The sequence below is a fragment of the Bradyrhizobium cosmicum genome, assembly GCF_007290395.2.
In the GTDB taxonomy this organism is placed as follows: Bacteria; Pseudomonadota; Alphaproteobacteria; order Rhizobiales; family Xanthobacteraceae; genus Bradyrhizobium; species Bradyrhizobium cosmicum.
The window spans coordinates 4144228-4170987 of the sequence record NZ_CP041656.2; the positions used below are offsets into that span (position 1 = coordinate 4144228).

Sequence of the window (26760 nt, forward strand, 5' to 3'; positions counted from 1 at the left end):
TTCAAGACATCACGCGTCAAAGGCCGGCTGAAGAGCCGGCCTTTTCTTTTTGCGAGCCGGCCGGCGCAATCGTGTCGCAAAGCCCGCGCACGCATTCATCTGGCGTTCAACAAACAAATGCCGCGGAACCGCAGATGTTCCGGAACTACTGATATCTCCTTTCGTTGTTGGCGCGGGCAATGACGCAAATGAACACGTGAGGAGAATTTCAATGTCGAACCGCTTTATGATCTCGGTGGCCACGCTTGCGCTGTTCGCGGGCACCGGCCTTGCCAACGCTCAGGGCACCATGAACCGCGACAGCGGTGGTGGCGCCGGTGGCGCGCAGATGCAGCACTCGCAGCCTTCAAGCGGCGCGGCTGAGCGCGGCGCGATGGGCAAGGAAGCCGCTCCCGAGAAGGGCACTGTCGGCCAGGCCGGCGGCGCCATGAAGCCCGGCGGAGCTGCCGAGGAGAAGTCGTCTGGCGCGATGGAGAAATCAGGCGGGATGGAAAAGTCCGGCCCGATGAACAAGAACGCGGCCGACGACAAGGCCGGCGCGGCGAAGGGTGAGCACGCCCAGGGCGCGCAGGACAAGTCCATGCAGGACAAGTCGAAGAGCACGATGGACAAGTCCCAGATGGACAAGTCCAAGAGCACTGAGACCGACACCAAGAGCGGCAACATGAACGCCCAGACCAAGGGCGCTGACAGCAAGGCTGCTGCCGACACCAAGGCTGGCGACGCCAAGTCCCAGACCACGACCGGCACCGCCTCGGCGACCGCTTCCGCTCCTCCGCCCGAGAAGCGGACCGAGATCACCTCTGCGATCAAGTCGACGAAGATCGAAGAGACCACCAACGTTAACTTCAACATCTCGGTGGGTGCCGCGATCCCGGCGTCCGTTCGCTTCCACCCGCTCCCGCCCCGGATCGTCGAAATCTATCCGGAGTGGCGCGGCTATGACGTGATCTACGTCCGCGGCCAGTACATCATCGTTCGCCCGCAGACCCGCGAGATCGTGTACATCATCGAAGGCTAAGCAGCCTCGCTGACGCACCAAGGAGCCCTTGCCGAGAGATCGGCAGGGGCTTTTGGCGTCTTGGGCGGCCTCGCGCGCCCGGGCAGCCATGGCTCGGACTGGTTAACAAGCAATTTCCGAGACTTCCGCACAGGTTTTTGCACCCCGGATGAGGTGCCTGAAGGCCTCCGCGAGGCCCTTCAAGGCTTCCCCTGACGCGCTTTGTTACCTATAACCCGGCCACGCCGAAGCACCTCCGCCGGGATTTGAATGGCTGAACCTGCGACCGACACGATCCTCGTTCTCAACGGGCCGAACCTCAACATGTTGGGGACGCGCGAGCCCGAGAAGTACGGCCATGCCACGCTGGCCGACGTCGAGGCGCTGTGCCGCGAGACGGCAGCTTCATTCGGCCTCAAGGCCGATTGCCGGCAGTCCAACCGCGAGGGTGAGCTGATCGACTTTATCCACGAGGCGCACGCCCGCAGGATGAAGGGCATCATCATCAATGCCGGCGGCTATTCACACACCTCGATCGCGCTGCACGACGCGCTGCTCGCGGTGCAGATCCCGACCGTCGAAGTGCACGTGACCAATATCCATGCCCGCGAAAGTTTCCGCCACCACTCCTATACCGCACGCGCAGCGTTCGCTTCGCTCTGCGGTTTCGGCATCGAGGGCTACCGCCTCGCCATTCAGGGCCTTGCCGCCAAGCTTGGCATCAAGCCCAAAGCCTGACGCTCCCTCCTCACACAGAACATTCGGATAAAGAACATGGCGCGCCAGCCAGACGACAAAGCAGCCGCAAAGTTTTCCAGCGAGGATTCCGCGCTCGTCCGCGAGCTCGCACTCCTGCTCGACGAGACCAGCCTCACCGAGATCGAGATCGAACGCGCCGGCCTGCGCCTGCGCGTCGCCCGCAACATCAGCGTCGCCGCGACGATGCCGGCGCCGATGGCGCACACAGCGCCCGTGGCGATCGCCACAGCCGCCGCCCCTGCGGCTGCCGCGCCCGACCTGTCGAAGCATCCAGGTGCCGTGACATCTCCGATGGTCGGCACCGCCTATTGGGCGCCGGAGCCCGGCGCGAAACCGTTCATCGAGGTCGGCAGCAAGGTCTCGGTGGGCCAGACGCTGCTCATCATCGAAGCCATGAAAACGATGAACCAGATCCCCTCGCCGCGTGCCGGCACGGTGACGCAGATCCTGGTCGAGGACGGCCAGCCGGTCGAGTACGGCGAGCCGCTCGTTATTATTGAGTGAGGGAGTGGCGAAGTGCGAGTAGCGAATAGCTGCTCCGCCCCATTCGCCATTCGCTGTTCCCCATCGCCCCCTGAGGCAAAATGTTCGACAAGATCCTCATAGCCAATCGCGGCGAGATCGCCCTTCGCATCCTGCGCGCCTGCAAGGAGCTCGGGATCGCGACCGTCGCCGTGCACTCGACTGCCGACGCTGACGCCATGCATGTGCGCCTGTCGGACGAAAGCGTGTGCATTGGGCCGCCGCCGTCCAAGGACAGCTATCTCAACGTACCCGCGCTGCTCGCGGCCTGCGAGATCACCGGCGCGGATGCCGTGCATCCCGGTTACGGCTTCCTGTCCGAGAACGCGCGCTTCGCCGAAATCCTCGGCGAGCACAATCTGCATTTCATCGGCCCCAAGGCCGAGCATATCCGTCTGATGGGCGACAAGATCGAGGCCAAGAAGACGGCCAGGAAGCTCGGCATCCCCGTCGTGCCCGGCTCCGACGGCGCGGTCGGCCCCGAGGACGACGCGATGGCGATCGCCAGGAAGATCGGCTTTCCCGTGCTGGTGAAGGCGGCAGCCGGCGGCGGCGGGCGCGGCATGAAGGTCGCGCAGAGCGAGGCGGACCTTCTGGTGGCTTTGTCGACGGCGGCGAACGAAGCGAAGTCGGCCTTCGGGGACGCCTCGGTCTATCTCGAGAAATATCTCCAGAAGCCGCGCCACATCGAAATCCAGATCCTCGGCGACGGCCGCGGCGGCGCCATCCATCTCGGCGAGCGCGATTGCTCGCTGCAGCGCCGTCACCAGAAGGTCTGGGAGGAAGGCCCCTCGCCCGTGCTGGCCGCGGCGGCGCGCGCCAAGATCGGCGAGACCTGCGCCAAGGCGATGCGCGAGATGAAATATCTCGGCGTCGGCACGATCGAATTCCTGTTCGAGGACGGCGAGTTCTACTTCATCGAAATGAACACCCGCATCCAGGTCGAGCATCCCGTCACCGAGAGCATCACCGACATCGACCTCGTGCTGGAGCAGATCCGTATCGCCGCCGGCGGCGATCTGCCGGCCAAGCAGAACGAGATCCAGATCATCGGCCACGCGATCGAGTGCCGCATAAACGCCGAAAATCCGCAGACCTTTCGGCCTTCGCCGGGCCGCATCACGCAATACCACCCGCCGGGCGGGCTCGGTGTCCGCATCGATTCCGCAGTCTATCAGGGCTATACTATCCCGCCCTATTACGACTCCCTGGTGGGCAAGCTGATCGTGCACGGCAAGACCCGCGCCGAATGCCTGATGCGACTGCGCAGGGCGCTGGACGAGATGGTGGTCGAGGGCATCGAGACGACGCTACCGCTGTTCCGCGACCTGGTTCGCGAGGACGACATCATCAACGGCGACTACCACATCCACTGGCTGGAGCAGTACCTCGCGGGCAAGGCTGCCCCCGCCGCGAAATAACTTCAGCGGACCATGGAACTCGGTGGCCTGAACCGCGTTCTGGTTCGGTTGGGACGGTTCCAAGGGGGCGTATTGAACTTCACGAGCGTAACAGGGCGAGACCGTCGTGACGGCTGAGGCGCAGCGGCGGCGCGCGGTTTGGCACGTCCTGCTGGTGACAGCGGGGCTTTTGGTGTTGGCCGTGATCAGCGCCGGCTCGGTCTATCTCGTCAACAAGGCAAGAGACGACAACAAGTGGGTCCTTCACACCATCGAGGTGGAGAACCAGCTCAACACTCTGCTGCTTGAAATCCGCCGGGCCGAAAGCGGCGCTCGCGGCTTTCTGTTGACCCAGGGGCAGACTTTCAAGACCGACCACGAGAAGGCCGTCGCGGCCATCCGTCCTGTCCTCGACCGGGTCACGCGCCTGACCAGCGACAATCCGCTGCAACGTGACAGCATGGAGAAGCTGCACACGGCCATCGATAGCCGTCTCGGCCAATTCGCACAGGAAATGGACTTCATTCGGCGGGGACAGCCCGACCGGGCTACGGCGCTCGTCCGCGAGGCCGCCGCTGCGGACACCACGTCCGCAATCAGCCGCACCGCGGGCGCAATGATCGAGGAAGAGGAGCGACTGTTCCGCCTTCGCTCGATGAACGCGGACCGTAGCCAGACCTTCGCCGCATCGATGACGGCCATCGGCTCCGCCCTCGTCGTACTGCTGGCGCTGATTTCGACCTGGCTGGTCCGGCGCTCCGCGCGGGCCCGCGACGAGGCCGAGACGCGGCTGCGCGACGCCAATCTCAACCTGGAGGCCATCGTCGACGAGCGCACGGCGGACCTGCGCGAAGCCAACAACGAGATCCAGCGCTTTGCCTATATCGTCAGCCACGATCTGCGCTCGCCTCTGGTCAACATCATGGGCTTTACCAGCGAACTCGAGGAGCTCAGCGGCGACGTCTTCCGCCGCATCGGCGGGCTCACCCAGGCCGCGACCGGCGGGCCGCCGCCGGCTGCCGGCGAAATCGCGCTCGAAGGCCCCGACAAGCAGCTTTCGGCTGACTTCTCCGAAGCGCTCGGCTTCATCAAGTCGTCGATCGCCAAGATGGACCGCCTGATTTCGGCGATTCTCAATCTCACCCGCGAGGGCCGGCGCGAATTCGAGCCGGTGAAGATCGACACACGCGAGCTGATCGAGGCGATCGTGTCGACGCTGGCGCATCAGGCCTCGGAAGCCCAGGCCGAGATCCACGTCGAACCGCTGCCGAATATCGTCAGCGACCGTCTTGCGCTGGAGCAGATTTTCTCCAATCTGATCGACAACGGGATTAAGTATCTCAAGAACGGCGTTCCCGGCGAGATCAGAATCCGGGGGCGCACCAAGCTCGGATACGCTATCTTCGAGATCAGCGATAACGGCCGCGGCATCGACCCGAAGGATCATCAGCGGATCTTCGACCTGTTCCGGCGTGCGGGAACCCAGGACAAACCCGGTCAGGGCATCGGTCTTGCGCATGTGCGTGCACTTGTGCGTCGCCTCGGGGGCACCATGTCGGTATCGTCGGAACTGAATACGGGCAGCACCTTCATCGTTACGCTGCCGATCAACTGGAACGCCAGCAACCGGAACTCGGACCAATGACTCTGCCTGTCAGCATTATCATGATCGAGGACGACGAGGGACATGCGCGGCTGATCGAGCGCAACATCCGTCGCTCCGGCGTCAACAACGAGATCATCCCCTTCACCAACGGCACCGATGCGATGAAGCACCTGTTCGGCGCCGACGGCACCGGGCTCACGCAGAAGGGCAACGCGCTGCTGATCCTGCTCGACCTCAATCTTCCCGACATGACCGGGATCGATATCCTGAAGCAGATCAAGGAAAACAAATATCTGAAGGCCTCGCCCGTGGTGGTGCTGACCACCACCGACGATTCCCAGGAAATCAAGCGCTGCTACGAGCTCGGCTGCAACGTCTACATCACCAAGCCGGTCAATTACGAGAATTTCGCCAACGCCATCCGGCAGCTGGGTCTGTTCTTCTCGGTCATCCAGGTCCCGCCCGCCGCCTCATGAACCAGCGCACGCCCACATTGCTCTACATCGACGACGACGCGGCGCTGGCACGCCTTGTCGATCGCGGCCTGACGCGACGCGGCTACAAGGTGGTCCATGCCGCCAGCGGCGAGGAAGGCCTCGAGCAGATCCGTCGCGCGCAGATCGAGGGCGGCATCGATGTCGTGGCGCTCGACCAGTACATGCCCGGACTCGACGGGCTGGAGACGCTCGAGCAGATCATGGCGATCGCGGGCGCACCGCCCGTGGTGTTCGTCACCGCCTCGCAGGATTCCAGCATCGCGGTCACCGCGCTGAAGGCGGGCGCGTCCGACTATCTCGTCAAGGACGTCAGGGGCGACTTCATCCCGCTGCTCCACGTCGCTGCCGACGGCGCGCTGCGCCAGGCCGAATTGCAGAAGGCGCGCGAGGAAGCCGAAGCCGAGATCCACGCCTCGCGCGACCGCTACGCGGCCCTCGCCGCCGAACGCGAGCTCTTGCTGCGCGAGGTCAACCACCGCGTTGGCAACTCGCTCCAGATCATCGCCTCGCTGCTGCATCTGCAGGCAAGCTCCGCCGGCCAGGACGAGGTCAAGGCGGCGCTCACCAACGCGATGGGGCGCGTCGCCGCGGTGGCGCAGGTGCATCGCCGCCTCTACACCTCGCAGGATCTGAAGAGCGTCGTCCTCAATCAATATCTGGACTCCCTGCTCGAGGATTTGCGGCGCTCGGCCGAAGGCAACCGGATGTCGCGCCTGACGGTGAAGGCCGAGGCGATCGAGATCGATCCGGACCGCGCCGTCGCCGTCGGCATCATCGTCAACGAGCTGGTGATGAACGCGGTGAAATACGCCTATCCCGACGGCGCCGGCCCCATCCATGTCGAGCTGACCTCGCAGGGCGACGATCTGCTGCTGTCGATCACGGACGACGGCGTCGGCGACAAGGTCAAGGCCGATCCGCGCTCCACCGGCATGGGCCAGCGCATCGTCGCGGCGATGGCCACCAAGCTGGATGCCACCGTCGAGCGCGACCCCGCCCATTCCGGCACCCGCATTCTCCTCAAGTTCCGCCGCGTGCCAACGACGCCCCACCGGGCGAGCAGCGCCGCGGCGAGCTGACCCGCGATTGCACGGGGTTCCTCACCATCGCAACCCCACCGCGATCCTGCTATTGTTGCGAACCATGACTTCGCGCGACTCCGCTTCGTCTGAAATCACGCCGGCCGTGCTGCTGCGGGCCTATGCCTGCGGCATCTTCCCGATGGCCGAAAGCGCCGACGATCCGACCCTGTTCTGGGTCGAGCCGGAATTGCGCGGCGTGATCCCGCTCGCGGGATTTCGCGTCGCCTCGCGGCTCGCGCGCACCGTGCGTTCGGATCTGTTTCGCGTGACCGTCAACACCGCCTTCAAGGCGACCATCGCCGGCTGCGCCGCGCCGCAGCCCGGACGCGAGGACACCTGGATCAACAAGCGCATCCGTGACCTCTATGGCGGCCTCTACGACCTCGGCCATTGCCACAGCGTCGAGGCCTGGCAGGGCGACGATCTCGTCGGCGGGCTCTACGGCGTCAGCCTCGGACGCGCCTTCTTCGGCGAGAGCATGTTTCACACCGCACGCGATGCCTCGAAGGTCGCGCTGGTGCACCTGGTCGCGCGGCTCATTCATGGCGGCTTCGAGCTGCTCGACACGCAATACGTCACCGAGCATTTGAAGAGTTTTGGCGCGGTCGAGATTCCGCGGCGGCGCTACACGGCGCTGCTCGACAAGGCCCTCGCCGGCGAGCCCGGCGATTTCCTCAGGCTCGCAGGAGGCGCCGCGATCCCGGGCGCACGAGCGCTCGAGATCATCGCTTCCCGGCAATAAGTCTGAGAGCCTGGCGGCCGAACCCGGGGGATTTGGCCTAGCGGCCAAACCCCGGAATACCGAACAGACCCGGACGCTGCTCCGGCGGCGGGGGCGGTGGCGGCGCCGGTTGCTGCTGCTGGATCGGCGGCAAGGGCTGCGGAGGACGCTGCTGCACGGCCTGCTTGGGCGCGGCCTTCTTCTGCGCGGGTGGCGGGGGTGCCGTGGCCGGCTTGTTCGCGGGATCTGGCGCCGCCGTCGCGATGGTCTGCTGCGGCTCTTTGCAGTCGGTCAGCCAGATGTCGTAGATCGGGTGCTCGACGCCGTGCAGGCCGGGGCTCGCCGCATACATCCAGCCCGAGAAGATGCGCTTCACCTCGCCCTGCAAGGTGATCTCGTCGACCTCGACGAAGGCGTCGGTATTGGCGGCTTCCGTCGCCGGCCGCGTGTAGCAGGCGTCGGTCTTGACCCTGAGCGCACCGAACTGGACCGTCTCGCCGATATCCTCGTCGAAATTGATGATGCGTCCGGTGATCTTGTCGAGGCCGGAGAAGGTCGCCTTCTTGTTCACGATCTTCTGGGCCGGCGGCTCGGTCACGACCTCGTCGCCCGGCTGCAGGCTCGCCGGCGTCTGCGGCACCGGCCCGCCCTTCTGCTGGGGCTGGCGCTGACCGGGCGCACCCGGGGCGCCCTGCGGCGGCGCGACCGCGACGGGCGGCACCTGGTTCGGCGGCGCGGCGGCGGAGCCCGGCGGCGGCGCCAGCGGCTGGGACTCGACCGGCCCCGGCATCACGTTGCCCTGCCGTCCCTGGGGCGGCGGCATCGGACGCGACGGCAGCACGCGGCCCTGCGGCGGCAGCGCGGGGACCTCCTCGTCGTCCTCATCGGGCATCTGCGGCTGCGGCTGACCACGCGGAATCGCGCCGGGCGGCCGCGGCGGCGGATCGGAGAAGATCGTGCCGATCTGCGCCTGCGCGGGCGTCGCAACCGTCAGTGCGGTGGCGGCCAGAAGCGCCGCAAGACTTGTCAGGGTAAAGGTTCGAACCATTGTCTCGCGCGGCTTCAACAGCGAATCGGGCTTGCTGGACATTCTACAGGGGATACCGCCGCTCGCAGGTCATCGGGTTAACACGGCGAATACGGCGGGGAAAGGGCGGCATTCCTGCCCTGTCCGGCGCCATCTGGCCAGAGCGGCGGCCGAGTGGGATAGTCGGCAAGCTCCTCCCCGGGGCCGAGGCGGGCATCGCCCCCGAAAATTGCGTCCAACGATAACCAGAACCTCAAGGGTCCCTCCCCATGCCCGTCGTGCTCGATCCCGATGCCGCCGCCGTCTACAAGGCCTTCCAGGAGGCCGGCCGGCCCGCCTACGAGAGCCTGACCGCGGACGAAGCGCGCGCCTATTACGCGCAGGCCCGCTTTGCCACCAATCCTGACGCCCCGGAGCTGGCGCGCGTCGCGCCGCTTGCGATCCCGGCTCCGCACGGCACGATCCCGGCACGCATCTATGTTCCGAAGCAGCCACGTCTGCAGCATGGCCTGTCGCCCGCTCTGGTGTTCTTCCACGGCGGCGGCTGGGTGATCGGCGATCTCGACTCCCACGATGTCGTCTGCCGCCAGCTTGCCGACGCTGGCGCGTTGGTCGTCATATCGATCGACTATCGCCTCGCGCCCGAGCACAAATTTCCCGCCGCCGCCGATGACGCGATCGCCGCCACCAAATGGATCGCCGCCAACGCGCGCGAGCTCGGCATCGACGCCGCGCGCCTCTCGATCGGCGGCGACAGCGCCGGCGGCAACCTTGCGGCCGTGGTCGCGCTCGCGGCGCGTGACGGCGACGGTCCGAAAATCGCAGGCCAGGTCCTGATCTACCCGGCGACCGATTTCGCCATGACGCACGGCTCGCACAGCGAGCCCGAGACCAGCGTGCTGCTGACGCATTCGGTGATCCGCTGGTTCCGCGATCACTACCTCAACGGCGCCGCCGACATCCACGATTGGCGCGCCTCGCCGGCACGCGCGACAAACCTTGCCGGCCTGCCGCCGGCCTATGTGCTGACCGCCGGCGCCGATCCCCTGCGCGACGAAGGCGACGAATACGCCGCGCGCCTCAAGCAGGCCGGCGTGCCCGTCACGTACAAGCACTATCCCGGCCAGTTCCACGGCTTCTTCACGATGGGCAAATTGCTCCAGCAGGCCAATGTCGCCGTCAGCGAGATCGGCGCGTGGCTGAAGGGATTCGGCTGACGCGTGACGATCCGCAAGCGTTGGCCTGTCCCTTGACGAAGGCCATCAGCGGCCGCATATTCTGGCCAGAAATTCTGGCTAGAATAACGGAACTGGAAAGACTGAACATGTCCAAGCGAGTCTGGTCGGTGCAGGACGCAAAGAACCGCTTCAGCGAGGTGGTCATTGCGGCGCAACGCGCGCCACAGACCGTGACGCGGCATGGCAAACCCGCTGTGGTGATCCTGAATGCCGCGGAGTTTGAACGCCTGCAGGAGCTGCAACGCGCGCGGGCACCCTCTCTTTCCGATCTGCTTCTTGAAATGCCGCAAGACGACGAGGAATTTCCGCGCGCGCGCATCGCAATTCGTGACGTCGGCCTCTGATGTTTCTGCTCGACACCGTCACGCTGTCCGAACTGCGTCGGACCAGACGCAACCCGTCCGTGGTCGCCTGGATGGAGCGGCAGCGAACGGCCGATCTTTTCCTCAGCGTCGTCAGCATCGGCGAAATCGAACGCGGAATCGCGCGTCAACGCGCTGCAGATCCGAGCTTTGCAGATGCGCTCGCCGGCTGGCTGGATCGCCTTCTCGCTCTCTACGGCACACAAATCCTGCCGTTTGATCTGCAGACCGCACGTCGCTGGGGGACTCTCAGTGCCGCGCTCGGCAATGAAAGCGCCGACCTCATGATCGCCGCCACGGCGCTCGAGCACGGGCTGACCGTCGTGACGCGCAATGTGTCGGATTTCAAGCCGGCGGGAGTCCGCATCGTCAATCCATTTGAAGGCAAGTAGCCAGCCTCGCCCCTCGAATTGCCATCCCCGGACACTTCAAAATGCACTCTGCTGTTTTGCGCGCACTGACCTGGCTCGGCGGCCAGGGCACGCGCGCGGTCGCCGCCGTCGTGTTCGTCGCCATGGCGGTTCCGCCGCTGGGCGTGCTGCTGCGGCCCTACATCACCGAAGCCATCTTCGTTCTGCTCTGCATCTCCTTCATGCGGGTCGATCTGGCCGCGCTCCACCACCATCTGCGCCGGCCGGCGCTGGTGGCGACCGCCACGGTCTGGACCACGATCGGCGTGCCGCTGATCGTGGGGCTGATCGCGCATGTCACCGGGCTTACCAGCCGCTCGCCCGGTCTCTTCCTCGCGCTGATGCTGCAGGGCATGGCCTCGCCGATGATGGCAGCGCCAGCGCTGGCCGCGCTGATGGGCCTCGATGCCACGCTCGTGCTGGTCACGCTGGTGGCTTCAACCGCGCTGGTGCCGTTCACGGCCTCGCTGTTCGCAGGCCTCTTCCTCGGCGACATGCTCAGCATCTCGCCGCCGGCGCTGGGCCTGAAGCTATCAGGCATCCTCGCGGCATCGCTGCTGGCCGCAACCTTGATCCGATGGACCTTCGGCGCGGACGCGATCCAGCGTCACAAGAAGCCGATCGACGGCTTCAACATCATCATCCTCCTGGCCTTCGCGGCCGCGATCATGGGCGATGTCGCAAGCGAGCTCGTGGCTCAGCCCCTGTTCACGATCGGTCTCGCGGCGCTGTCCTTCGCGATCTATTTCACGCTGCTCGCCGTGACCACGCTGCTGTTCCGCCGCATCGGCTACGAGCGCGCCCTGGCGCTCGGGCTGATGGTGTCACAGCGCAATCTCGGCCTGATGCTGGCCGCGACCGCCGGCGCGCTGCCGCCCACCACATGGCTCTATTTCGCGATGACGCAGTTTCCGATTCATCTGGCGCCCTACATGCTGATGCCGATCGCGCGGCGCTTCACGGCGCGGGCGGTGACTTCCGGCACCGCGCCGGTGAGCAGCAAGCCTGGGCATGTGCTCTGAAGCGATAACGGGAATGCTCCAAACGGGACATTCCGAATGTCGCTTCTCTCGTCCCAAATTTACCCTTGCCAGGGGGAGCCAGCTCTGCTGACAGGCGTCACCCGACCCGCACGGTGAATTCGTTGCCGCGGCCTTCGTCGATGTCGAGCGACCGGGAGAAATATCCATTGGCGGGAGTGCGGACGTAGTCAAGATAGTCCTGCGCAAAGGCGTTCTCCCCGAAGATCACGGCGCCGGGCGCCAACCGTGGCTCGATCAGTTTGAGCACCGGCAGGTACAGCGAAAACGCGCCATCGATCGATAGAACATCAACCTCGCCGCCGACGTCCTTGAGCGTGTCGAGCGCATCGCCCTCGCGGATCTCCACCAGGTCGGCAAGCCCCGCCGCTTCGAGGTGAGCCCGCGCCCGCGTCACTTTCGTGGGTTCGAGCTCGGAGCCGATCAGTTGTCCCCCGCCATTGTCGCGAAGCGCGGCCGCGAGATAAATCGTTGAGACCCCCATCGACGTGCCGAACTCGACGATCCGGGTCGCCCTGCGGGCGCGCACGACCGCGTAAAGGAAGCGGCCATAGGCTGGAGAAATCGCCAGGAAATGATCGGCGTGCCCCCGATACGTCGCCCGATAGTTCATCCGTTCCTCGTCGACAAACCTGGCGGCCAGATCCTTCAGCGTTTCGCCTGATGTCTCGACCTGCGCCATCATCTTGGCCATCAGGTCGCGATCCGCGGCGTCGGCATCGGCGTGGAGTTTGTCGAGCGTCTCTGCGACGCGCTTGCTGCTCAGCAGTGTCATGAAAGTCCCCTTTCGGTGATGGCAAGACCGTTCCGGCCTCGACTGCCCGTTTGCGTAAAGGGAGGTCGCGTTGGCGTCATTACGAAGTCTGGACAAATTATTATCCAGTCTCGCCAAGCGGCATGGTAGATCGAGCGATGCCCATTCTCACAGACAGCTCCGTTGCGTCCGACTGGACCGAGCCCGACGAGGTCGCGCGCCCGGTCGTCGCCTATGGCATGGCGTCGAAGATGGTCGGGTCGTTCGAGCTCGACATGCACTGCCACGCCAAGGGGCAGATCATGCTCGTGCAGCGCGGCGCGCTGAGTTGCCGGGTGGAGGGCGGACTGTGGATCGTCCCGCCGCGCAGCGCCGTCTGGATACCGGGTGGCGCGCTGCACGCCATCAAGGCGACGGGCACGCTCGAAGGTTATAGCGCGTTCGTCGCCGCCGGCATCGATGCGGGGCTGCCGCAACGCTGCAGCACCGTCTCCGTGACGCCCCTGCTGCGTGAACTGCTGTTCCGTGCCGCCAGCCTGCCGTTGTTGTACGACGAGGACGGAGTGAATTCGCGTTTGATCGCGGTGTTGCTCGATGAGATCGCGGCCGCCAAGGTCGAGGACCTGCATTTGCCGATGCCGGTCGATCCGCGGCTGCGCGCTTTGGCCGACCTCATGATGGCCTCACCCTCCGACCGTGGATCGCTGGAGGGGTGGGCAGAGCGCGCCGGCATGAGCGAGCGGACGCTTGGGCGGCTGATCAGCCGGGAGACCGGGATGAGCTTCGGGCGCTGGCGCCAGCAGCTCGGCGTCATGCTCGCGGTGCAGTGGCTGGCCGGTGGCTCCTCGATCCAGCAGGTGGCCGCCGACCTTGGTTATGAAAGCGTGCCGAGTTTCGTCACCATGTTCCGCAAGACGCTCGGCACGTCTCCGGGCAGATACATGGCGGAGCGCCATGCCGGCCGAAACGCGCGTTCTTCGCCTTGGTGACACCGTCCCGCCCGCGCACGGCGTATGTACTACACGCCTACCCCGCCCGCGCCGCGCGCCGCAGCGCCTGCGGCGGCTGGCCGAAGGCACGGATGAAGGCGCGGCGCATGCGCTCGGGGTCGCCGAAGCCGGTCGCTTCTGCAACGAGCTCGATCGCCTCGCGCGAGGACTGCACGCGCTCGCGCGCGACCTCGATGCGCAAGCGCTCGATCGCTTTTGACGGCGTCGTACCGGTCTCTGCGGCAAAGGCGCGGGCGAAATGCCGCGCGCTCATGCCGGCGCGATCGGCGAGGTCTTCGACCGTCAATCGGGCATCCAGATTCTCGCGCGCCCAGGACAGCAGCGCGCCAAAGCGGCCGTTCGGCGTCTTCAACTCCAGCAGCGAGGAGAATTGCGACTGGCCCCCGCTGCGCCGGTGATACAGCACGAGATGCCGCGCGGCCTGCTGCGCGATCTCCTCGCCATGATCCTCGGTGACCATCGCCAGCGCGAGGTCGATGCCGGCGGTGATGCCCGCCGACGTCCAGACATTGCCGTCGTGCGTGAAGATCTGGTCCGGCTCGAACTTCACCTTCGGGTAGCGCGCGACGAAATCGCGCGTGCGTCCCCAATGCGTGGTGGCGCGGCGGCCATCGAGCAGGCCCGCTTCGGCCAGCACATAGGCGCCCGAACAGACGCTGGCGACGCGCACGCCGCGCTTCGCCAGCCGCTGCACGAAGGCGCGCGTGACCTCGCAGCGGGCCGCATCCGCCACGCCCGCGCCGCCCGCGATGACGAGTGTCGTGATCGCATTCGCCGACTTGAAGTCCCGCGCCATCATCTCGACGCCGGACGAGCTGCGCACCAGTCCCGCGTTCAGCGCCAGCACCTTGATCCCGGTCGTTGCCTTGCCGAGACAGCGCGCCGCGACCTCGAACACCGAGATGGGACCTGCCGCGTCGAGCAACTGGAAATCGGGGAAGATCAGGATGCCGATCATGGTCATGTCCGAAAGTGAGGGAATTACGCCATTTTGGACAGAAGGGCATCATGACAGGCTGCACCCGTCAAGCTCATAGTTGGAGGCTCTCATGTCGTCACCGCTCCAGATCGGACTTTTGGTGTTTCCGCGCGTCACCCAGCTCGACTTCACCGGGCCGTTGCAGGTCTTCGCGATGGTCCCGGGCGCAAAGCTGCATCTGATCTGGAAACGGATCGAACCGGTGCCGAGCGATTCCGTGATGACGCTGACGCCGACCACGACGTTCGCCGACTGCCCGCAACTCGACGTGATCTGCGTGCCCGGCGGCGGCGGCACCAACGATCTGCTCAATGACGAGGAGGTGCTGGATTTCCTGCGCAGGCAGGCCGAGGGCGCCAAGTACGTCACCTCGGTCTGCACGGGATCGCTGGCGCTCGGCGCAGCCGGCCTGTTGAAAGGCTACCGCGCCGCGACCCATTGGAGCGCGATGGAGATGCTGAGCCAATTCGGCGCGACACCGACCAAGACGCGCGTCTGCGTCGACCGCAACCGCATCACCGGCGGCGGCGTCACTGCGGGAATCGATTTCGCACTGACGCTGGTGTCGATCCTGGTCGACCGCACCACGGCGGAAGCGATCCAGCTCCAGATCGAATACAACCCCGCACCGCCGTTCAATTCCGGCTCGCCCGACACGGCGCCGGCCGAGGTGCTGGCGCTGCTCAGGGAACGCGGCGCCCAAAACCAGGCGCACCGCCTCGAGGCGGTGAAGCGCGCGGCCGAGCGGGTGAAGTAGGCACTGCCTGCATCAGCATCGTCATTGCGAGCGCAGCGAAGCAATCCAGACTGCCACCGCGGAAAGACTCTGGATTGCTTCGCTGCGCTCGCAATGACACAACAGAAAAAGGCCACCCGGTTTCCCGAGCGGCCTTTCCTGTCTTACGGCGGCTGCACATTTCATCGGGCGATTTCGGAGCTTCCAGACCGGGGGCCTATCTCCCGATCGAGTCCTGGTCGGCGGCCGCTGCATCTCGGGACAGTCGCGAACTGTTGCCCGAACCGAACGCGATGGTCTCCCATCTCCGTAAGATGGGACCATTGAGCCGCATCGCCTGCCGGGCGGCAATGGGCGCGCAGGCGCCATCCCCGCTGTTCCCGTTGTCCACAGCGATGTGAGGCGGATGCTGGTGCATCCAGTCGGACGGTGAAGATTCGGGAGACCGGCAGCCTAGCCGGGGATCCAGGGCTGATAGTCGCCGGTCGCCTTCGGACGCTTGCCGCTGGCGAGCGTCGAGCCCGAGGGGCGGTAGGCGTTGGCGGTGCCGGTGAGATTCGGCTGGTGCGGCTTTTCCCACTCGCGCGGCCGATAGTTGTCCTCGGTCGGCGGAACGTCGACGGTATGATGCATCCAGCCGTGCCAGGACGGCGGGATTCGGCTCGCTTCGGCGTAACCGTTATAGATCACCCAGCGCCGCTCGAAGCCGAGCGTCGGATCGATCACCCCGCCGCGGGTGCGATAGTAGAGGTTGCCCTGCTCGTCCTGGCCGACCAGCTCTCCGTACCGCTTGGTCCAGAGCTGGGTGCCGAACGTCTGGCCACTCCACCAGGTGAAGAACTTGAGAAAGAACTGTTTCATGCGGCAAGGGCCCTGCTTCGTCTGGCCCTGATGCCATCCGGGCGGCGAAATGTCCAGTTCGGCCGGAGCGGACTTGCCCCACGCAAACGCGTGCCCCGCCCCAAATCGGACGCGATCCGTTCATGCCGGGTACAGCGACGGCGTGAAAATCTCCCCTTCACACGCGCACAGCCGCGTGAACCCAGGAACTCTAGCCCACTCGATGGGTTTGCTTCCGGGAAAAGGAGTTTGAACATGAACAGTCTGAAGGTTTTAAGCGCCGCTGCAGCGCTGGCGCTGGTTCTTCCGTTGGCGACGCCGAGCTTCGCTCAGGGCCCCGGCCGTGGCGGTGGCGGTGGTGGCGGCGCTCATTTCGGCGGCGGTGGTGGTGGCGCTCACTTTGGCGGTGGCGGCGGTGGCGCCCGCTTCGGCGGCGGCGGCGCCGGCCCGCGCATGGGCGGCGGCAGCTTCGGTGGCGGTCCGCGGATCGGTGGCGGCGGCAATTTCGCGGCCGGCCCGGCGATGCGTCCGAGCGCTGGACCCGGCTTCGGTGGCGGTGGCCGCCCCGTAGCGACCGCGGGCAACAATTGGCATGGCGGCGGCGGTAACTGGCATCATGGCGGCGGCTGGCGTCGCCATGGCGGCGGCGGCTTCTGGCCCGGCGTCGTGGCGGGTGCGGCGATCGGCGGCATCGGCTCGTACGCCTATTACGGCGGCGGCGGTTATTACAGCGACCCCTACTACTACGGCGATGACAGTTACTATGACGAGCCGTCAGTCGCGGTGGTCCCGGACACTGGCGGAGATTCGTCGGCCTATTGCGCGCAGCGCTTCAAATCCTACGACCCGGCCTCGGGCACGTATCTCGGCTATGACGGCCTGCGCCATCCCTGCCCGTAAGCGCATCGACCATCTCTAGAGGAAGAGGCGTCGCATTGCAGCGGCGCCTCTTTCGTTTGGCGCGCGCACATAGCCCGTTACGCGCGCAGCGCGCGCATCATCCTTGCGATGTTCTGTAAATTTTTATCGCCGATGGACCTGTATTCACCACACCGTGCATATCTACAATGATCCAATCCCAAATTGACCCACTGCTTGATTCGCCTATATCACCGACAGGTATGGGGACTTCGATCTACTGGGAAATGTCATGCCGCGTATCCTCGTGGTAGATGACGATCCGATGGTCGGCGCGACCATCGAGGTCCTGCTTCAACGTCAGGGCTTCGACGTCACGCTGGCCGACGGCGGAGAAACGGGGCTGGCTGCGCTCGAAGCGCAGACGTTCGATGTGATGCTGATCGATATTTTCATGCCGCATATGCGCGGCTTCGAATCCATCCGCATCTTTCACGAACGCGCGCCCGCAATTCCGCTGATCGCGATGTCAGGCTACGCGTTCGCATCATCCGCCTCGCCCTCTCCCGACTTCCTCCGCATGGCGCTGGAGCTCGGGGCTGCGCGCTGCCTGCGCAAGCCGTTCACACCGGACGCGCTGCTGACCACGATCCGGGAATGCCTCGGCGGCTCCGGCGAGGCCGCACTGCCGAAGGACAAGAAAGAAGCACCTTGATCCCCTCGCAGCGTGTCATTCTCGGTGCTGGACTTGCCATCCTCCTGATCATCACCGCCGCCTCGATCGGCCTCGACGTCAAGTCGCGGTCGGACGCGGCCCGCGTCAACCACACTGTCGAGGTGTTGAAGAAGATCTCGGATGTGCACCTCTGGGTTCGCCGCGCCGAGAGCGCGGTGCGCGGCCACGAGATCTACCGCACCGCAGGCTTCGCCGAGGAATTCCAGGCTGCCCGAAGCCGGATCGCACCGGCGCTCGGCGACCTCAAGCGCGCGGTCAGCGACAATTCCGATCAGGTGACGCTGTTCGAGGCCACCGAGCCCCTCATCCTCCGCCGCATCGAGGTCGCGGCCGAGGCGCTGAGGCTGCGCACAAATGGCGATGCCAACGGCTTCAATGCGCTGAGAGACCGCGCCGAGGGCCGCGGCCTGATGGAAACGCTGACAGCAAATCTGGAACGGCTGGCCGCAGGCGAGGAGAAGCTGCTTGCCGACCGCGAGGCCGACTCCCGCCGGACCGGCATCGTGCTGCTCGGGATCGACGTCATCGGCGCGCTGGTGATCCTGCTGCTCGTCGTCATGCTGCTGCGCGAGAGCCGGCGTACGACGGATAAGCTCCAGAGCTCGCTGCACGCGACGCAGGCCGCCAAGGAGGCGCTCGAGGCGGCGGTCGCCGAGCGGACCGCGCACCTCGTCACCGCACATGACGAGCTGCGCTTGTCGGTCAACGTGCTGCAGAGCACGTTCCACAGCATGGCGGAGGCGGTGCTGGTGATCGACGCCGACAGCACCATCCTGTTGTCCAACCCGGCGGCGGAGCGCATGCTGCTGCATCGCACCGGCATGGGCCTCGGCAATTTGCGCGCGATGTCGGACGTCTTCCATGGCGACGGCGTCACGCCGCTCAAGCCCGACGAACTGCCGTCGGCACGCGTGCTCCGCGGCGAGCAATTCGAAGAGCTGGAGATGATCGTCCGCCCGCACAGCGGCAATGGCGTGCGCCATCTCATGATCAGCGGCCGTCCGATGCGTGACGGGCAAGGCAAGGTCACAGGCGCCGTGCTGGTCTATCACGATGCGACGACCTCGCGCGAGATCGAGCGGCAACTGCATCAATCGCAGAAGCTCGATGCGATCGGCAAGCTGACCGGCGGCGTCGCGCACGACTTCAACAACATGCTGACCGTGATCTCCGGCAACACCGAGACGCTGGTCGCGAGCCTGAAGCAGCAGCCCGAGCTGCAGCGCGTGGCGCGGCTGATCGACGATGCGGCCGAGCGCTGCGCCGAGCTGATCCAGCACCTGCTCGCCTTCGCACGCCGGCAGCCGCTGCAGCCGCGCAATGTCGAGATCAACAGTGCGATCGCCGACATCGCAAGACTGCTGCGCCCCACCCTCGGCGAGCAGATCCAGATCGAGACCGTGCTGGAACCGGGCCCGATGACGGCGCATATCGATCCGTCGCGGCTGACCAATGCCGTGCTCAACATGGCGATCAACGCCCGCGACGCCATGCCGAACGGTGGCAAGCTGCTGCTGGAGACCCACCGCGTCGTGCTGGATGAGGCCTATGCGCAGGCCAACGCGGAGGTGCGGCCGGGCCCCTACGTGATGCTCGCGGTCAGCGACACCGGCACCGGCATGTCGGCGGACATCCAGCAGAAGGCCTTCGAGCCGTTCTTCACCACCAAGGAGGTCGGCAAGGGAAGCGGCCTCGGCCTGTCCATGGTCTACGGCTTCGTCAAGCAGTCCGGCGGCCATATCAAGATCTACAGCGAGCAAGGCCACGGCACCACGATCAAGCTCTATCTGCCGCCGGGCGAAGGCATGGTCGAAGCGGCCGCTCCCACGACGCCGCCGGCCGAAGGCGGCGCCGAGACCATCTTCGTGGTCGAGGACGACCCGATGGTACGCAACTTCGTCACCGTTCAGTTGCAGAGCCTCGGCTACAAGACGGTCGCCGCCGCCGACGGCCGCGCCGCGCTGCAACTGATCGAGGCCGGCCAGGCCTTCGATCTCCTCTTTACCGACGTCGTCATCCCCGGCGGCATGAGCGGGCGCGAGCTCGCCGATGAGGTCGCCAGGCTGAGGCCGGGCGTCAAGGTGCTCTACACCTCCGGCTACACCGACAACGCCATCGTCCACCACGGCAAGCTCGACGACGGCGTGATGCTGCTGACAAAACCGTATCGCCGTAACCAGCTCGCCGAGATGATCCGGAAGGCGCTGGGCGGGGGCGGGCTAGCTACCGCGTCGCCAGCACCACGGCCGCCAGCGTGAACATCAGCGCCGCGATCTGCCCGGGCCCGAGCGGCTCGTGTAGCGCGATCGCGGAGGCCGCGACGCCGATCACCGGCACCGCCATGGTGCCGATCGCTGCCACCGAGGCCGGCAGGCGCGACAGCGCGGCGAACCAGCTGACATAGGCGATGCAGAACTGCACCACGGTCGAATACACCAGCAGCCACCAGCCGACCGGCGTCACCAGCTCCAGATGCGAGGTCTCGAAGACGAGGCCGACGATCGCGATCGGAAAGCAGCCGAGCCCGATCTGCCAGGCCGCCGCCGTCACCGGCGGCAGGCGGATCGGGTATTTCTTCAGCAGCACCGTACCGAGCGCAAAGCCCGCCGCCCCGCACAGCGCCATGATGATGCCGGGCAGCTTCGCCGCGCTCGCGGCAATGCCGTTGCCGCCCATGATCGAGGCGAGCCCGACAAAGGCCATCACCAGCGACAGCGTGCGCAACAGGGTCGGCCGCTCGCCCAGCACCGGCCAGGCGATGATCGAGGCCCAGACCGGCATGGTGTAGGCGATGAGCGCCGCCTCGCTCGCCGGCAGCCAGAGCAGCGCCAGCCCCATCAGCACCATCCAGCCGGTGACGTTGAGCAGCCCGGCCAGCACCAGCCGCGGCCAGATCTCGCGCGCAACCCTGAGGCTGTCGCCGCGGACCAGAGCAAGCGCGGCGAGCAGCAACGCGCCCAGCACGCCGGTGACCCCGCGCAGGGTCAGCGGCGGCAGCTCTGAGAGCAGGAACTTCGTCACCGGCCAGTTGAAGCCCCAGCCGATCGAGGTGATGGCGAGGAACATCAGGCCGGCCGGGGCGATGCGCGGTCGCGCATCCCGGCGAGTCGAATCAAGCATGTGGGGACCCCGGCGGAAAACGAGGCCAGCTTGGCGCGGATTCGCCGGCTCCACCACCACCTCGGCGGGCATGCCTGCCCTCACCGTCCGTAGCCCTACGTGAGTCCCCCCGGCGCAACCCCGTCGGCCAAAAATATACCTGCCCTGTGAAGAGCGGGAGGAAGCGCTGGGAACACCACAGGATGGAAATTTTTTCGGTTGGGAATCCCTGAGGACTCACTGATACTTGCTTCCACATCAGGCGCGGGCTTGCCCCCTGTTATCCCCCACAATCCACCATATTTAGTATTTGATTCAGGAACTCGCACTAGTTCTTGACGGGCGCAACGGAGAGTCCTAGCTTTCGAACCGTTCGGCGCGAGTGAGTTTGCGTCCCGCCGGCACTCCCCCAAAGGGTCTCGCAAATCGCCACTCCGCCAAGCCAGCCAAAGGCCGCGGGATAAGGGCTTGTCTGCCCGGCGAAGCGGACTTTTCGGGCGCCAGAACGGGCCGGCAACAGGCTCGAATGGCACGGTAGACGTTGTGATGTTGTGGGGCGTTGAACGCATGTCACGCGCATCCCCTTGGGGGCGGATGGGTGTGGGCATGCCGGCCGATGAAAGGTGCACGCACCGACCCATCGCGCCGGGAGAAACCGGGCCGGAACCACCGGCTGAACTGCGAAGCCTCTGGGCCGGCACGGCCGCTGGAGGACTCGCGAACCGAAATATCGACCCGGTCGCCCGAGCGGAGGCGCGCCGGTTAAAAATAAGGACGGGGCAATACGATGCGGATTGAGCGGCGCCACACCACGGTAGGACAGTCACCTTACGCCGGGATCGAATTCCGGCACACCACGTCGGAGATCAGGAATCCCGACGGCTCGGTCGTGTTCAAGCTGGAGAACGTCGAGGTGCCGACCGCGTGGTCGCAGGTTGCCTCCGACGTGCTGGCCCAGAAGTATTTCCGTAAAGCGGGCGTTGCCGCGCGCCTGAAGAAGGTCGAGGAGGAATCCGTCCCCTCCTTCCTGTGGCGCTCCGTGCCCGATACCGAAGCTCTCGCTGCTCTCCCCGAGAAGGAGCGCTATGTCAGCGAGCTCTCGGCCAAGCAGGTGTTCGACCGCCTCGCCGGCTGCTGGACCTATTGGGGCTGGAAGGGCGGCTACTTCACCTCCGACGCTGACGCCCAGACCTTCTACGACGAGCTCCGCTACATGCTGACCATGCAGATGGTCGCGCCGAACTCGCCGCAATGGTTCAACACCGGCCTGCACTGGGCCTATGGCATCGACGGCCCCGGCCAGGGCCATTATTACGTCGACCCCTTCACCGGCAAGCTGACCAAGTCCAAATCGGCCTACGAGCACCCGCAGCCGCACGCCTGCTTCATCCAGGGCGTCGGTGACGACCTCGTCAACGAAGGCGGCATCATGGACCTCTGGGTCCGCGAAGCCCGCCTGTTCAAGTACGGCTCCGGCACCGGCTCCAACTTCTCGCGCCTGCGCGGCGAAGGCGAAAAGCTGTCCGGCGGCGGCCGCTCGAGCGGCCTGATGAGCTTCCTCAAGATCGGCGACCGCGCCGCCGGCGCGATCAAGTCGGGCGGCACCACGCGCCGCGCGGCCAAGATGGTCGTGGTCGACGTCGATCACCCCGACATCGAGACCTATATCGACTGGAAGGTGAAGGAGGAGCAGAAGGTCGCGGCTCTCGTCACCGGCTCCAAGATCAACCAGAAGCACCTCAAGGCGGTGCTGAAGGCCTGCGTCAACTGCGAAGGCTCGGGCGACGATTGCTTCGACCCCGAGAAGAACCCTGCCCTGCGCCGGGAAATCAAATTGGCTCGCCGCTCGCTGGTGCCCGATAACTACATCAAGCGCGTCATCCAATTTGCAAAACAGGGCTACAAGGACATCCAGTTCGACGTCTACGACACCGACTGGGATTCCGAAGCCTACCTCACGGTGTCCGGCCAGAATTCCAACAACTCGGTCTCGCTGAAGGACGACTTCCTGCGCGCGGTCGAAACCGACGGCGACTGGAATCTCGTCGGACGCACCACCAAGAAGATCACCAAGACGCTGAAGGCACGCGACCTCTGGGAAAAGATCGGTTACGCCGCCTGGGCGTCGGCCGACCCGGGCCTGCACTTCAACACCACCATGAACGACTGGCACACCTGCAAGGCGTCCGGCGACATCCGCGCCTCCAATCCGTGCTCGGAATACATGTTCCTGGACGACACGGCCTGCAACCTCGCCTCCGCCAACCTGCTGACGTTCTATGACATCCCCACCAAGCGCTTCGACGTGGAGGGCTACGAGCATCTCTGCCGCTTGTGGACCATCGTGCTAGAAATCTCGGTGATGATGGCTCAGTTCCCGTCCAAGGCGATTGCCGAGCTCTCCTACGAGTTCCGCACCCTCGGCCTCGGCTATGCCAACATCGGCGGCCTGCTGATGACCATGGGCCTGCCCTATGACAGCAAGGAAGGCCGTGCCATCGCCGGCGCGCTGACCGCGATCATGACCGGCATCACCTACAAGACCTCGGCGGAAATGGCTTCCGAGCTCGGCACCTTCCCCGGCTACAAGAAGAACGCCGCGCACATGCTGCGCGTGATCCGCAACCACCGCCGCGCCGCCCACGGCCAGTCCAACGGCTACGAGGCGCTCTCGGTCAACCCGGTGCCGATGGACCTGGTCTCCTGCCCGCAGACCGATCTCGTCACCCACGCCCAGGCCGCCTGGGATGCGGCGCTCGAGCTCGGCGAGAAGCACGGCTATCGCAACGCCCAGACCACGGTGATCGCGCCCACGGGCACGATCGGCCTCGTGATGGATTGCGACACCACCGGCATCGAGCCCGACTTCGCGCTGGTGAAGTTCAAGAAGCTCGCCGGCGGCGGCTACTTCAAGATCATCAACCGCGCGGTGCCCGCGGCGCTGCGCGCGCTCGGCTATCGCGAGAGCGAGATCGCGGAGATCGAGGCCTACGCCGTCGGCCACGGCTCGCTCTCCAACGCGCCCGGCATCAACGCCTCGACGCTGAAGTCCAAGGGCTTCACCGACGAAGCCATCGCCAAGGTCGAAAAGGCCCTGCCGACCGCCTTCGACATCAAGTTCGCCTTCAACAAGTGGACCTTCGGCGAAGATTTTATTCGCGACCAGTTGGGCATTGGCGCTGAAGCCATTGCCGCGCCGGGCTTCGACCTGCTCCAGGCCGTGGGCTTCACCAAGCGCGAGATCGAGGCGGCCAACGTCCACATCTGCGGCGCGATGACGGTGGAAGGTGCCCCGCACCTGAAGGCCGAGCACTATCCGGTGTTCGACTGCGCCAATCCCTGCGGCAAGATCGGCAAGCGCTATCTGTCGGTCGAGAGCCACATCCGCATGATGTCGGCGGCGCAGCCCTTCATCTCGGGCGCGATCTCCAAGACCATCAACATGCCGAACGACGCCACGGTGGAGGACTGCAAGTCCGCCTACATGCTGTCGTGGAAGCTGGCGCTGAAGGCCAACGCGCTCTACCGCGACGGCTCGAAGCTGTCCCAGCCGCTCAACTCGCAGCTCATCGCCGACGATGAGGACGAGGACGATGCGGTCGAGGCCTTCCACGACAAGCCGATGGCGGCACGCACCGCCCAGGTCTCGGAGAAGATCGTCGAGAAGCTGGTCGAGCGCATCATCGTGATGCGCGAGCGCGAGAAGATGCCGGATCGCCGCAAGGGCTACACCCAGAAGGCGGTCGTCGGCGGCCACAAGGTCTATCTCCGCACCGGCGAATATGACGACGGCCGTCTCGGCGAGATCTTCATCGACATGCACAAGGAAGGCGCGGCGCTGCGCTCCTTCATCAACAACTTCGCCATCGCGGTGTCGCTGGGCCTGCAGTACGGCGTGCCGCTCGACGAATATGTCGATGCCTTCACCTTCACCCGCTTCGAGCCGGCGGGCCCCGTGCAGGGCAACGACAGCATCAAGTACGCGACCTCGATCCTCGACTACGTCTTCCGCGAGCTCGCGGTGAGCTACATGTCGCGCTTCGATCTCGCCCATGTCGATCCGACCGAGTCGAATTTCGACGCGCTCGGCAAGGGCGTCGACGAAGGCAAGGAGCCGGGCGAGCCCCACCAGGCCAACAAGCTGGTGTCGCGCGGCCTCACCCGCTCCCGCACCGACAACCTCGTCGTGATGCGCGGCGGCTCGGCCGCTGTGGCCTCGGGCAACGACAGCGCCCCGACCGGCGGCAGCAAGGTCACCGCGCTGGCCGGGCACGGCGCCAGCGCCCGCGTCGGCGACGTCCTGGAAGGCGCGGTCGCGCTGAAGCAGGAAGTCCAGCACGACCTGTCTCCCACAGAGAAGCTCGAAGCCCTCCAATGGAGCAAGTCAGGCTCCGCGCAGACCGCAGCCCCCAGCAAGGCCGAGCGCCGCGCGGAAGCCAAGGCCAAGGGCTATGAGGGCGAGATGTGCAGCGAGTGCGGCAACTTCACGCTGGTGCGGAATGGCACCTGCATGAAGTGCGATACGTGCGGCAGCACGACGGGGTGTAGTTGAGCTATCTTTGCGATCGTCAGGATCGCTCGGGCGTGCCCCGGGCATCCACAACTGAAAGAGGGCGGCCGAAAGGCCGCCTTTTTCATCGGTCTGCTTACATTGAAGCGGCGCGTCCGTGCGTGACCTAGGCAGAAAGGTCTCTGGACAGAAATCCTCAGAAAAATGATCTACCAGCCGTATCTACAGGCAAATTTCTTGCGCCAACCTTTGAACGCCATATCTTAGCTAAATTCAACCAAGCATTGAGCTGCTTGAGTTGCAAATGATGATGTTCGGTTCGTGTCCCGACCCAGACCCTTTGGAGGGGATATGTCTCTCTCGCTCGCGGATATTGGTACAATCGCAATTTGGTAATCATCGCAAATATTGAACGTCAGTTCCTGTTGCCAAGCGATTTGCGCGACATTCACTACTATTTCGGAAGACATAGAAAAACTGGAGCGCTGATCACTCATCTCGAAATCCAGCTTTCTCTTGCGGTAGGTGTCGCACTACTGGTTCTTGTGACCCATTTTTTTACTGTAGTGCTGCCTATATGGCAGAAGGAGAAAGTCGGCACGGCGCTGAATTATCTACCTTGGGTAGTAGCCGTTTTCGGTATCGGATTTTGGGCCGCTGCGAAGCGAAAGGCGTCCGATCGATACAAGACTTTCCTCAACAATTCGCCTGGTAAGGCGATCGACGATTCAGGCATCAATCACGGCCCCGGACACCCTATCGATGTAATATAACAAGCGCGAAATTGCGGTGACAGCGCACTTAATCCCTCGCTCCGATCTGCGGCTTCGGCTCGCGTTTGGTGCGCGAGGGCAACGGCGTTCATTTTCACCGTTATCGCGATTTGGTTCCGGCTTCGATGCTCATCCATACCCTTTCGCCGAAATTACCTTTGCGGTCGCGCCCTTCCCTCGTAAACTCCCGACACCACCGGCATGCGTTCCGACGGCCCCGGTAGAAGCGGAGTCGACTTATGCCCAAACCGGAAAGCTTCCAGATCGAGAAGATCTTCGTTCCCACGAAGATCAAGAAGGCCCTCAAGCCCGACACCGTCGCGGAGATCGCGGAAAGCATGCTGGATATCGGACAACAGACTCCCATTTCCGTTCGGCTCGACGGAGACCGCCTCGTTCTGGTCGAGGGACTGCATCGGTTAGAGGCCTGCAAGGCGCTCGGCGAGACGACCATACTCGGTGTCCTGGTCCCGGCCGAGCTTGCCCAACCCAAGCCGCTGCTCGCCGAGCGACCTGAAGTCGAGGCCGAGCGCATCAAGATGGCGCGGTTGAAACAGTTGCGTCTCGAGAAGGAAGCCGCGGAGGCATCGACGTCTGCCTCGAAGGGCGCTGGCGCAACGGAAGCGTCGCGCACCCGTCCGACCAAAGGCGCCCGGGACAATCCGAAGGCATCACCGGGCCGGACTGCGAAACCGGCGCCGAAATCATTGTCGGCCTGGATCACGCAGCAAAAGGGCAGCGGCAGCCGCTATTGATGGCCGGCTCCAAGTCTTGAGATCACAGGTCTTGAGATGACGCGGC

Annotated in this window: 25 protein-coding genes; 20 read left to right on the plus strand and 5 right to left on the minus strand. The window is 65.1% G+C overall.

Annotation, left to right across the window (positions count from 1 at the left end; all coding sequences use genetic code 11):
* Positions 1 to 211: 211 nt before the first annotated feature.
* The 8 genes from FNV92_RS19930 to aat all read left to right on the plus strand — a co-directional run bounded on the left by FNV92_RS19930 (position 212) and on the right by aat (position 7608).
* On the plus strand, positions 212 to 1021 hold the full coding sequence (locus tag FNV92_RS19930; protein ID WP_015686471.1) for a DUF1236 domain-containing protein: 810 nt from the start codon (positions 212 to 214) through the stop codon (positions 1019 to 1021).
* Positions 1022 to 1270: 249 nt separating this feature from the next.
* Positions 1271 to 1738 (plus strand): type II 3-dehydroquinate dehydratase, encoded by a 468-nt coding sequence (gene aroQ, locus FNV92_RS19935; protein WP_143844892.1) that lies wholly within the window; start codon positions 1271 to 1273, stop codon positions 1736 to 1738.
* A 36-nt stretch (positions 1739 to 1774) separates the two neighbouring features.
* Positions 1775 to 2263: an acetyl-CoA carboxylase biotin carboxyl carrier protein gene (gene accB, locus FNV92_RS19940; protein WP_015686473.1), complete on the plus strand. Its 489-nt coding sequence runs from the start codon at positions 1775 to 1777 to the stop codon at positions 2261 to 2263.
* Between the two features lie 80 nt (positions 2264 to 2343).
* Positions 2344 to 3702 carry an acetyl-CoA carboxylase biotin carboxylase subunit gene (accC, locus tag FNV92_RS19945; protein WP_143844891.1) on the plus strand — a complete coding sequence of 453 codons (1359 nt, stop codon included), beginning with the start codon at positions 2344 to 2346 and terminating at the stop codon, positions 3700 to 3702.
* Positions 3703 to 3808: 106 nt separating this feature from the next.
* A complete protein-coding gene (locus FNV92_RS19950; protein WP_143844890.1) occupies positions 3809 to 5326 on the plus strand; it encodes a sensor histidine kinase in 1518 nt (505 codons plus the stop codon).
* Positions 5323 to 5763 carry a response regulator gene (locus FNV92_RS19955; RefSeq protein ID WP_143844889.1) on the plus strand — a complete coding sequence of 147 codons (441 nt, stop codon included), beginning with the start codon at positions 5323 to 5325 and terminating at the stop codon, positions 5761 to 5763. The genes FNV92_RS19950 and FNV92_RS19955 overlap by 4 nt, the downstream gene beginning before the upstream one ends.
* A complete protein-coding gene (locus tag FNV92_RS19960) occupies positions 5760 to 6863 on the plus strand; it encodes a sensor histidine kinase (RefSeq protein ID WP_143844888.1) in 1104 nt (367 codons plus the stop codon). Before FNV92_RS19955 ends, FNV92_RS19960 begins: the two co-directional genes overlap by 4 nt.
* A gap of 64 nt (positions 6864 to 6927) precedes the next feature.
* Entirely contained in the window at positions 6928 to 7608 is a 681-nt protein-coding gene (aat, locus tag FNV92_RS19965) for a leucyl/phenylalanyl-tRNA--protein transferase (RefSeq protein ID WP_143844887.1), read from the plus strand.
* Between the two features lie 37 nt (positions 7609 to 7645).
* On the opposite strand, the gene FNV92_RS19970 is transcribed toward aat, so the two are convergent.
* The gene (locus FNV92_RS19970) at positions 7646 to 8677 is read right to left on the minus strand and encodes a DUF2155 domain-containing protein (protein ID WP_143844886.1); all 1032 of its coding nucleotides are present in this window, start codon (positions 8675 to 8677) and stop codon (positions 7646 to 7648) included.
* Positions 8678 to 8883: 206 nt separating this feature from the next.
* Between FNV92_RS19970 and FNV92_RS19975 the strand changes: the two genes are divergently transcribed.
* From FNV92_RS19975 to FNV92_RS19990, 4 genes are all read left to right on the plus strand, one after another.
* Positions 8884 to 9831 carry an alpha/beta hydrolase gene (locus FNV92_RS19975; RefSeq protein ID WP_143844885.1) on the plus strand — a complete coding sequence of 316 codons (948 nt, stop codon included), beginning with the start codon at positions 8884 to 8886 and terminating at the stop codon, positions 9829 to 9831.
* A 107-nt stretch (positions 9832 to 9938) separates the two neighbouring features.
* Complete coding sequence (locus FNV92_RS19980) at positions 9939 to 10196, plus strand: type II toxin-antitoxin system Phd/YefM family antitoxin (protein WP_143844884.1); 258 nt, start codon at positions 9939 to 9941, stop codon at positions 10194 to 10196.
* Complete coding sequence (locus FNV92_RS19985) at positions 10196 to 10606, plus strand: type II toxin-antitoxin system VapC family toxin (RefSeq protein WP_143844883.1); 411 nt, start codon at positions 10196 to 10198, stop codon at positions 10604 to 10606. Before FNV92_RS19980 ends, FNV92_RS19985 begins: the two co-directional genes overlap by 1 nt.
* A gap of 41 nt (positions 10607 to 10647) precedes the next feature.
* The gene (locus FNV92_RS19990; protein ID WP_143844882.1) at positions 10648 to 11646 is read left to right on the plus strand and encodes a Na+-dependent transporter; all 999 of its coding nucleotides are present in this window, start codon (positions 10648 to 10650) and stop codon (positions 11644 to 11646) included.
* Positions 11647 to 11743: 97 nt separating this feature from the next.
* Here the strand turns inward: FNV92_RS19990 and FNV92_RS19995 are convergent, their stop codons facing one another.
* Entirely contained in the window at positions 11744 to 12439 is a 696-nt protein-coding gene (locus FNV92_RS19995; RefSeq protein ID WP_143844881.1) for an O-methyltransferase, read from the minus strand.
* A 137-nt stretch (positions 12440 to 12576) separates the two neighbouring features.
* On the opposite strand from FNV92_RS19995, the gene FNV92_RS20000 reads away from it, so the two are divergent.
* A complete protein-coding gene (locus FNV92_RS20000) occupies positions 12577 to 13407 on the plus strand; it encodes an AraC family transcriptional regulator (RefSeq protein WP_143844880.1) in 831 nt (276 codons plus the stop codon).
* 37 nt (positions 13408 to 13444) lie between these two features.
* Here FNV92_RS20000 and FNV92_RS20005 read toward each other — a convergent pair whose 3' ends face one another.
* A complete protein-coding gene (locus FNV92_RS20005; protein ID WP_015686484.1) occupies positions 13445 to 14386 on the minus strand; it encodes a GlxA family transcriptional regulator in 942 nt (313 codons plus the stop codon).
* A 91-nt stretch (positions 14387 to 14477) separates the two neighbouring features.
* Here FNV92_RS20005 and FNV92_RS20010 point away from each other — a divergent pair, with 91 nt between their 5' ends.
* Positions 14478 to 15164, plus strand: coding sequence for a DJ-1/PfpI family protein (locus FNV92_RS20010; RefSeq protein WP_015686485.1), 687 nt, complete (start codon positions 14478 to 14480; stop codon positions 15162 to 15164).
* Between the two features lie 432 nt (positions 15165 to 15596).
* On the opposite strand, the gene FNV92_RS20015 is transcribed toward FNV92_RS20010, so the two are convergent.
* Entirely contained in the window at positions 15597 to 16004 is a 408-nt protein-coding gene (locus tag FNV92_RS20015; protein WP_143844878.1) for an NADH:ubiquinone oxidoreductase subunit NDUFA12, read from the minus strand.
* A 234-nt stretch (positions 16005 to 16238) separates the two neighbouring features.
* Between FNV92_RS20015 and FNV92_RS20020 the strand changes: the two genes are divergently transcribed.
* The 3 genes from FNV92_RS20020 (at position 16239) to FNV92_RS20030 (ending at position 19835) form a co-directional block, all read left to right on the plus strand.
* Positions 16239 to 16883 carry a BA14K family protein gene (locus tag FNV92_RS20020; protein ID WP_168213630.1) on the plus strand — a complete coding sequence of 215 codons (645 nt, stop codon included), beginning with the start codon at positions 16239 to 16241 and terminating at the stop codon, positions 16881 to 16883.
* A gap of 250 nt (positions 16884 to 17133) precedes the next feature.
* On the plus strand, positions 17134 to 17556 hold the full coding sequence (locus FNV92_RS20025) for a response regulator (RefSeq protein WP_143844876.1): 423 nt from the start codon (positions 17134 to 17136) through the stop codon (positions 17554 to 17556).
* A complete protein-coding gene (locus tag FNV92_RS20030) occupies positions 17553 to 19835 on the plus strand; it encodes a CHASE3 domain-containing protein (protein WP_143844875.1) in 2283 nt (760 codons plus the stop codon). Before FNV92_RS20025 ends, FNV92_RS20030 begins: the two co-directional genes overlap by 4 nt.
* Here FNV92_RS20030 and FNV92_RS20035 read toward each other — a convergent pair.
* Positions 19801 to 20697 carry a DMT family transporter gene (locus FNV92_RS20035; protein ID WP_041748931.1) on the minus strand — a complete coding sequence of 299 codons (897 nt, stop codon included), beginning with the start codon at positions 20695 to 20697 and terminating at the stop codon, positions 19801 to 19803. The genes FNV92_RS20030 and FNV92_RS20035 overlap by 35 nt on opposite strands.
* A gap of 766 nt (positions 20698 to 21463) precedes the next feature.
* Here FNV92_RS20035 and FNV92_RS20040 point away from each other — a divergent pair.
* From FNV92_RS20040 to FNV92_RS20050, 3 genes are all read left to right on the plus strand, one after another.
* The gene (locus tag FNV92_RS20040; RefSeq protein ID WP_143844874.1) at positions 21464 to 25228 is read left to right on the plus strand and encodes a vitamin B12-dependent ribonucleotide reductase; all 3765 of its coding nucleotides are present in this window, start codon (positions 21464 to 21466) and stop codon (positions 25226 to 25228) included.
* Between the two features lie 347 nt (positions 25229 to 25575).
* On the plus strand, positions 25576 to 25959 hold the full coding sequence (locus FNV92_RS20045) for a hypothetical protein (RefSeq protein ID WP_143844873.1): 384 nt from the start codon (positions 25576 to 25578) through the stop codon (positions 25957 to 25959).
* Between the two features lie 239 nt (positions 25960 to 26198).
* Positions 26199 to 26714: a ParB N-terminal domain-containing protein gene (locus FNV92_RS20050; RefSeq protein WP_143844872.1), complete on the plus strand. Its 516-nt coding sequence runs from the start codon at positions 26199 to 26201 to the stop codon at positions 26712 to 26714.
* The last annotated feature ends 46 nt before the right edge of the window (positions 26715 to 26760 follow it).